Annotated in this window: 8 protein-coding genes; 5 read left to right on the plus strand and 3 right to left on the minus strand. The window is 44.8% G+C overall.

All coding sequences use genetic code 11. From position 1 onward, the window contains the following. On the plus strand, positions 1-456 hold a 456-nt coding region (locus tag L0156_00885; GenBank protein MCI0601547.1), incomplete at its 5' end, for a Fis family transcriptional regulator. Positions 457-1,077: 621 nt separating this feature from the next. Here the strand turns inward: L0156_00885 and L0156_00890 are convergent. Further along, positions 1,078-1,482 carry a hypothetical protein gene (locus L0156_00890; protein MCI0601548.1) on the minus strand — a complete coding sequence of 135 codons (405 nt, stop codon included), beginning with the start codon at positions 1,480-1,482 and terminating at the stop codon, positions 1,078-1,080. A gap of 252 nt (positions 1,483-1,734) precedes the next feature. On the opposite strand from L0156_00890, the gene L0156_00895 reads away from it, so the two are divergent. Continuing rightward, positions 1,735-4,386 carry a serine/threonine-protein kinase gene (locus L0156_00895; protein MCI0601549.1) on the plus strand — a complete coding sequence of 884 codons (2,652 nt, stop codon included), beginning with the start codon at positions 1,735-1,737 and terminating at the stop codon, positions 4,384-4,386. A 189-nt stretch (positions 4,387-4,575) separates the two neighbouring features. After that, complete coding sequence (locus tag L0156_00900) at positions 4,576-4,980, plus strand: hypothetical protein (protein ID MCI0601550.1); 405 nt, start codon at positions 4,576-4,578, stop codon at positions 4,978-4,980. A 62-nt stretch (positions 4,981-5,042) separates the two neighbouring features. Here the strand turns inward: L0156_00900 and L0156_00905 are convergent, their stop codons facing one another. Continuing rightward, on the minus strand, positions 5,043-5,612 hold the full coding sequence (locus tag L0156_00905) for a sigma-70 family RNA polymerase sigma factor (GenBank protein ID MCI0601551.1): 570 nt from the start codon (positions 5,610-5,612) through the stop codon (positions 5,043-5,045). 161 nt (positions 5,613-5,773) lie between these two features. On the opposite strand from L0156_00905, the gene L0156_00910 reads away from it, so the two are divergent. Both L0156_00910 and L0156_00915 read left to right on the plus strand, forming a co-directional pair. Further along, a complete protein-coding gene (locus L0156_00910; GenBank protein ID MCI0601552.1) occupies positions 5,774-6,061 on the plus strand; it encodes a hypothetical protein in 288 nt (95 codons plus the stop codon). Between the two features lie 84 nt (positions 6,062-6,145). Then, entirely contained in the window at positions 6,146-6,727 is a 582-nt protein-coding gene (locus tag L0156_00915) for a hypothetical protein (GenBank protein ID MCI0601553.1), read from the plus strand. A 109-nt stretch (positions 6,728-6,836) separates the two neighbouring features. Here L0156_00915 and L0156_00920 read toward each other — a convergent pair whose 3' ends face one another. After that, positions 6,837-7,007 carry a hypothetical protein gene (locus tag L0156_00920; protein ID MCI0601554.1) on the minus strand — a complete coding sequence of 57 codons (171 nt, stop codon included), beginning with the start codon at positions 7,005-7,007 and terminating at the stop codon, positions 6,837-6,839. Between the last annotated feature and the right edge of the window lie 318 nt (positions 7,008-7,325).

The following is a 7,325-nucleotide window of genomic DNA, read 5'->3' on the forward strand; positions in this document are numbered from 1 at the left end:
GATCTTTACTACCGTATTAATGGATTTCCAATTATGATTCCCCCACTTCGTGAGCGGAAGGAAGATATTCCAGAACTCACACGCTTTTTTGTCCAGAAATATGCGCGACGGTTGAAGAAGCAGATTGATTCAATTTCTTCCGCTGCAATGCAATCCCTGATGAATTATCATTGGCCAGGAAACATCCGTGAATTAGAGCACTTTATCGAACGCGCGGTGATCGTGACGCGAGGTTCCGTTCTGGATATTGCACTCCCCGAACTTCTTCCAAAAAATGCGGTGAGCAATGCATCGTCGGCCACTTTGGAGGAATCCGAACGTCAGCACATTTTACAGGCATTAAAGGATTCCCATTGGGTCATCGGTGGCCCAGCCGGTGCGGCAGCGCGCTTGGCAATCAAACGCACAACACTTCAAGCAAGGATGCGGAAACTCGGCATCACCCGCCCGCGTTAACATTAAGACTGACGAACCAATAAGCCCTCCGGTTTCTCCTCTTCTTTCTATATGAAGCAATTTCAGGAGGGATAAACATGCTCTTACTTCAAAAAAAGTTTCTATAACCGCATTCACACTTTTTGTTTTTACGCTGTTGATTGGCGGAACATGCATTTTTGCTGAGGATGTAACGATCCCTCGTGTGCTCAATCCTCCACCGAGCAGTGATCTGAATAATTTGCCGGGTTTCTTAGAAGGCGTTTTCGGCCCGAATTAACGGCCCCACCATATCGCCAGTATCTTGCCGGTGGGGTGAGTATAAGAAGCTTCCTCTTGTAGGTGGGCGATTTCAGTATTAATTTTGTTCATAGGAGGAATGGAAGAAGGCACGATCATGGCAGAGGAAAAAACTAAGAAATGCGCGCATCCCGCCTGTAGCTGCACAGTTTCAGGAAAGGATAAGTATTGTAGCGAATACTGTAAAGAAGCTAAAGATCTAACTGAACTCACCTGTACTTGTGATCATCCAGCATGTCGGGGTTAATCCGCGTTACTTTAACGAATCATCATTAGCCCAAATCAGGCGGACCGCATAACTTTGCCGCCTGATGTTGAATGACGAAATCTATCCATTATGTTTTAACCATCATATTTCATGTAGATGGCTCCTTTTGTTTCCGATTCTTTAACAGCGCGTTCTAAAGTCTCCGATGGCGTAGAATCGCTTTTGAAAGATACTCCCATCTGAGATTCTCCCCATGTGAACTGATTCTCAATATCAGCACGTCGGAGGGTAGCTTCCATGTTCCCTATGCCTTTTTTTTCAGCTGCCAGGTTTTCCATGCCCTGGAAATGTGGTTTTGCGCATAAATCAATTTGAACTTCGGGAAAGAATTGCTCAGTTCTTTGCTCCGGCAGTCCGTTCGGTGTCGTATCTTTTTGAACATCAGAAGCAGCTACTTCCTGTTGTGAAAGAGCTCCGGTTGGCGAATAACCATTATTAATTTTCGAGATCATACAAAATTCCTCCATTTTTTTCTTCATTTCGATCGGCCGTACTGGCCGATCACTTTTACTTGCGGGAAAAATGGTTGAATGGGATCAAAGAAATCTTTTTTGATCCGTACACAACAATTTTCGCGCATGAAGAATTGAGGGACTGAAAATTTGAAAAACTTCTGCATAAAACCAGTGCGTAGCAATTTTTTGTATAATGAGTTCAAGTAAGTAATCTGAATTTCTGGCGAGAATTCCGTCGCAAGGGCCGCCGAGTTATTCTTTCCGGGACGAACTCACATGACTCCGGAACGTTGGAAACAAATCGAAAAGATTTTCTTTGAGGCAGCGGACCTGCCTATTCAGGAAAGAATTCTTTTCTTGGAAGAGTCCTGCATCAATGATCCGGAACTAAAGCAGGAAGTGGAATCGCTCCTCCGACAGGAAGACGGAACGGAAACGATACTGAAGACCCTTATTTCAAATGCAGTGGAATCTCTTCCTCAGAATGAAATTACTGATCTAACAGGAACAAGAATTGGTGCGTATCGAATTACCGGTCTGATTGGTCAGGGCGGAATGGCACAAGTATACAAGGCTACACGAGATGACGATCAATATCAGAAGATTGTTGCAATCAAAATCATTCGACAAGATGTAGTGCCATCCTTACTCATCCATCGCTTTTGGTACGAGCGTCAGATTTTGGCCAATCTGGAACATCCCTACATCGCTCGGTTTCTTGAAGGTGGGACCACTGAGGATCGGATCCCCTATTTCGTTATGGAATACATCGAAGGGGAACCGATCACCGCGTATTGCGATAAGCACGGGCTAACAATTCAAAAGCGGCTGGAGCTTTTCAGACAGGTTTGTGATGCCGTGCAATACGCTCATCGCAATTTAGTAATTCACCGTGATCTCAAGCCAAGCAATATCATGGTGACATCGGAGGGAATTCCCAAACTATTGGATTTCGGCATTGCCAAATTTCTGAATCCAGAACTTTCTGCGGCCATTCCAACTACAACATTAACTTCGATTTGTTTAATGACTCCCGAATATGCCAGTCCGGAACAGGTGCGCGGCCAACCGGTTACAACAGCAACGGACATCTATTCCCTGGGCCTTTTGTTGTATGAATTGTTGACCAGTCAGCGAGCCCAGCAGTTTAGAACAAAATCGATTGCTGAAATTGAGAGAGTCGTATGCGAACGACAACCAGAAGCTCCGAGTTCAATTGTTACATCAAGTGCATCGACAACAACCAAAATCGGAATGAAAAAGAGCAACCCCAAAAAGCTCAGTCGCAAGCTTGCACGGGAAGTAGATAGCATCGTGTTGATGGCTATCCACAAAGATCCGCAGAACCGTTATCGCACGGCAGTAGAATTCTCTGATGATATTAGTCGGTACATGGATGGGCTTCCAATCCGCGCTCGCACACAAACCTGGGGTTATCGTGCAATCAAATTCGTACGCCGTCATAAAACAGCCGTAGCATCCGCCTCCATCATCGCCCTTTTACTTGCAGGACTGGCGGCAGTAATGACCATCCAGGCGTCTCGTATTGCAAAAGAAAGAGATCGGGCAAATAAGGTTACGGAATTCCTTGTTGACCTTTTTGAAGTCTCTGATCCTGACGAAACTAGAGGCAACACTGTAACAGCAAGAGAGCTTCTGGACGCAAGTGCAAAAAAAATCGAGCGAGAGCTTGGTGAACAGCCTGAGGTTCAAGCTGCTTTAATGAATACCATGGGCCGTGTTTATCAGAATCTTGGACTCTCCCACACCTCCGTGACGTTGTTTGAAAAGGCACTTCAGATTCGTAAACGGGAACTGGGTGAAGAGAATGTAGAAATTGCTTCAACAATGGACGATCTTTCATCGGCTCTAAGCGATGCAGGCAGATACAGCGAAGCAGAAGCTATTGCTAGAAAGTCTCTCATCATCCGGCGAAAACTTCATGGAAATGAACACACCGATGTTGCGGTTAGTTTGGATACTCTTGCTGTGAGTCTATTCCTAAACGGAAAGTATGATGAAGCGGAGGCGGCGCTTCGTGAGGCGCTAACGATTCATCAAAAGGTCACTGGCGAAGAAAGTATTGAAGTCGCTTGGAGCCTCAACAACCTCGCAAATGTGCTTAGGTTTAAAGGAAAAGACAAAGAGGCCGAGCCATTGTATCGCCAGTCGTTAGCCATATGCCGCAACCTGTTTGGCAACAATCATCGCGAAACATTAAACAGCATGAAGAATTTGGGAAGATTGCTCCTAGATAATGCTGATTACGATGGGGCCGAAGTCTTGTTTAGCGAAGCCTTAGATTTAAGCCGCAAAGTACTGGGAGAGAATCATCCTGACCTGGCAAATGCAATGTGGAATCTGGCATTGGTAATGAGAGCAAAAAAGCGCTACACGGATGCAGAGACACTCCTGAGAGATGGACTTATTTTGAGACGTAAGTCGTTGGGCAATCAACATCCGAAAGTTGCCACACACCTCTATACTCTTGGCGTACTGTTGGTCGATAAGGGCGATTTCGATGAAGCCGAATCTTTATTGAGTGAAGCAGGGCTTCTCTGGCAAAAAACGCTGCCGCCGAATCATGACAACCATGCCAATATCTTTTGGATGCTCGGACATGTGCGTATGCAGAAAGGAAATCCCAAGGAAGCAGAAACCCAGTTCCGTAAAGCCCTTGAAATCCGAGTCCGTGCGCTGCCCGCAGATCACCCAAGATTGGCGAATCTAAAAGTCAGTCTAGGAGATTGTTTAACGGCGCAAGGTCGCTATAAGGAAGCGGAATCGATATTAGTTGACTCTTACCGAACCTTGACTGTCAAACAAGGAATGAAACATCCAGATTCGGTTAAGGCAGCAAAAACTCTCGCATCGCTTTATACAGCATGGGGGAAACCGAATGAAGCTGCGAAATACCAGACAAAATAATTTGGTGATCCGTGAAAAGATCATCGAACTTAAGTTTTGATGGTCTCTGACTTCGTGTAATTCCTCCTACTTCACCCTGCAACATCAACGGAAAAACATCTTGATCCGATTCAAACAGTTTTTCCGCAAGTTTGATTGATGGGCTGTACGGCCTATCGAAATAATCCACAAATGAATGGAGGAACGATCATGATCTCGAAACTGAACAACAGTTCTACAAATATCAAAAACGTCTCACGGCAGGACATCAACGACATTTTCATATCCCCAGCCCGCGAGGCTGCCGCGCCGGAGCTTCAAAAGGATATGGAACCGAAAAGCTCGCAGGAGAAAAATGCTCCAGACACAAATTTGAATCCGAAAGCCTTGCAAGACATCGCAGCAGATAAAAAAGGAATGGGGAGTATTGAAGCGGCACTCCGGCGTGCCGATATCGAAAATAACTACTTACAAGCAGTACAGCAAAACACCACCGAGCCTCCTTTTCCCGAAACAGAATCCCTAGAACTCGAAAATACATTGGTATCCAATGTTAAAGAGCAGCAGAAACCCAAGGAGAATGAAAACAATATCATTGCGATCCTGTATGCCTAGTGTTCATAAGATCGTTTGGGATTTTGGATGAAAAACTGATTTAGGCCTAAAACCTTCACAGGTCAACGCTGCAATTCTCTTAGCAGCCAGGCTTTTGCAAGACGCATTTCTCGTTTTACGGTTGGCGCAGAAATATTGAGGGCTCGCGCAGTTTCGTCAACACTCATTCCTGCGAATGATCTCATTTCAATGATTTGAGCCTTCCGTTGGTCAAAGGAGGCAAGTTTCTTTAAGGCATCATCAAAAGCCAACAATTCTGCAGCTTGATCTTGCGTGAATATTAGAACATCATCCAACAAGATTTTTGATTGTTGTGCTCCACCGCGACGTTCAGCATTTCTGGTTCGTGCATGATCGATCAAAATCTGACGCATGAGGCGCGCTGCCACTCCAAAAAAATGAGCACGCCCTTCCCACTCTGGCATGTTCTGAGCTATAAGGCGAAGATACAATTCATGAATCAGTGCAGTCGGTTGCAAAGTATGGTCGGGTCTTTCCGATCTTAGATAACTGATGGCGAGTTTCTTTAGTTCTTGATAAACCAACCCCATTAATTCATCCATAGCCTGGCGATCACCACGGCTCCAACCCTGTAAAAGCTGAGTAATCCGGCTCGGGGGTTGTCCCTCCATCTAATAGCACCCGTGAACTTCATTATACATCCACGCTGTTACTAAATTCTTATTTAACGAACACCTATATCATTCCTGCGAAAAATGAGCGTTTGTGATCCCAGCAAGCGCTTTTTCACGCATGAAGAATTGAATGAAAGAATTTTGAGGGCAACAAAAACATGATTTCGAAAATCAATAACAATAACTTTCGTATCCAAAGTGAGCCTGTTTCTGAACAAAAGCCATTAGCCAGCAGCCAAACCAACTCCACCAAGAATGAGGTATCGATCGAAAGCATAGAATTCGCTGAAATCGAAAAAAATAATTCTGATTCAAAAGGTTCTTCGTTAATCATCGAAAGAAAACTTCAAGCCGAGGTCCGGGCTTCCGAACTGCAAAGAAAACTGGATCAAATAGGAACTGAGAAAAGTCTCATGCTTCCATACATTGAACAAGACAATTCCTGATCCGCTTTCTGGTCCTTTACCGCATGAATCATTAAGCCGGATTAACAACCCGGTTGAAATCAAGTTAGTTTAGGAGAAATATCAATGAGACCAATTCAATCCGGTACGAGTTCTGGTTTATGGAATTCCAGCGGGGAGTTAGGCGCGGTTCCTTCAGAGTCCGTTGAAAATATCAAATCAATCAAGAAAACCGTAACCGATGCACCATCAATTCAAACCGCCGAAAATGTGAAGGCAAAGGCACCTTCCGGACAATATGCTTCTCAGATTACGGAAGCTAAATTACAAGGAGATGCACGTGCAGTCGAACTACATGATCGTTTGAATCGCATCACCGATGTGATTGATGGAACCTCGAGCACAGTGAAACACGAAATTCGTGAGTCGATGGAAGGGAGCAAATTTGTTCGGCATGGGCAGCCAGGCATTGTGACAGACAATAAGGATCCGGACAAACTGTATACATCTGCGAAGATTGAGTCAGATTCGCAAGCAGCTGTTTTGACAGAGTTGGAGGAGTTTGCGACAACGGTTGTTCCACGACCAATGTCAGAATCGGAAGCTGCTCAGGCACGACGTCCCCACAAAGACAAACGCGCCAAAGACGATGATGACGGCTCTTCCCAGATCGCGCCTGGGTGGGATGTTCGTCAGCCTAAAGATTGACCCAATATCGTTTCACTGTCCGAAAGCTTGTCCGAGTTTTGCCAAATTGGCTTGCATAGCATTCCATGCAGATGAAACCGCTGGTGACATTGCACCTGCTTCCAATGTTTTACCGATCTGGGCTGCCTGATCCATGAGTCGCATCTTCAAAACGATCGCGTCCCTTTTCAACGTTCTCGATGATTTGTTTCACATCTTTGTCTGAAGGTCTATCTTGTTGTGCAAAGCAAAAACAGATCACTCCGAAAAACAGAATTGTGAATATGAATACCTGTCTCATGGTTTCCTCCAAATTCCCGCTTTCACTTTCCAGCAAAATCTTCAATGCACTCGGGACATCGTTCAATGGTATTTCACATCAAGAGAAACACAATCATTAGAAAAACGCTATTGGACCAAAGTCCCATGCATCAAAGTATGTTTTTTCGGTTATAGTGATGTCGCTGAAATTGACTCATTGCCGAGAAACATTCAATCGTTCAAAATGGTCAGACATCACATAAGAAATCAGAAGGTAAAAAAACATGGTGAAACGGATTGGTTACTGTATTCTAATCACGCTAGTTGTCCTTGTCTCGAAATTGTTTGCACATGATCC

This window comes from bacterium, assembly GCA_022616075.1.
GTDB lineage: Bacteria > Acidobacteriota > HRBIN11 > JAKEFK01 > JAKEFK01 > JAKEFK01.

What these genes read in the sequence shown, in the direction of transcription:
- L0156_00890 (MCI0601548.1), bottom strand. Translation starts at nt 1,482, where the DNA reads ATGAAGAAAAAAATGGAGGAATTTTGTATGATCTCGAAAATTAATAAT.
- L0156_00895 (MCI0601549.1), top strand. Translation starts at nt 1,735, where the DNA reads ATGACTCCGGAACGTTGGAAACAAATCGAAAAGATTTTCTTTGAGGCA.
- L0156_00900 (MCI0601550.1), top strand. Translation starts at nt 4,576, where the DNA reads ATGATCTCGAAACTGAACAACAGTTCTACAAATATCAAAAACGTCTCA.
- L0156_00905 (MCI0601551.1), bottom strand. Translation starts at nt 5,612, where the DNA reads ATGGAGGGACAACCCCCGAGCCGGATTACTCAGCTTTTACAGGGTTGG.
- L0156_00910 (MCI0601552.1), top strand. Translation starts at nt 5,774, where the DNA reads ATGATTTCGAAAATCAATAACAATAACTTTCGTATCCAAAGTGAGCCT.
- L0156_00915 (MCI0601553.1), top strand. Translation starts at nt 6,146, where the DNA reads ATGAGACCAATTCAATCCGGTACGAGTTCTGGTTTATGGAATTCCAGC.
- L0156_00920 (MCI0601554.1), bottom strand. Translation starts at nt 7,007, where the DNA reads ATGAGACAGGTATTCATATTCACAATTCTGTTTTTCGGAGTGATCTGT.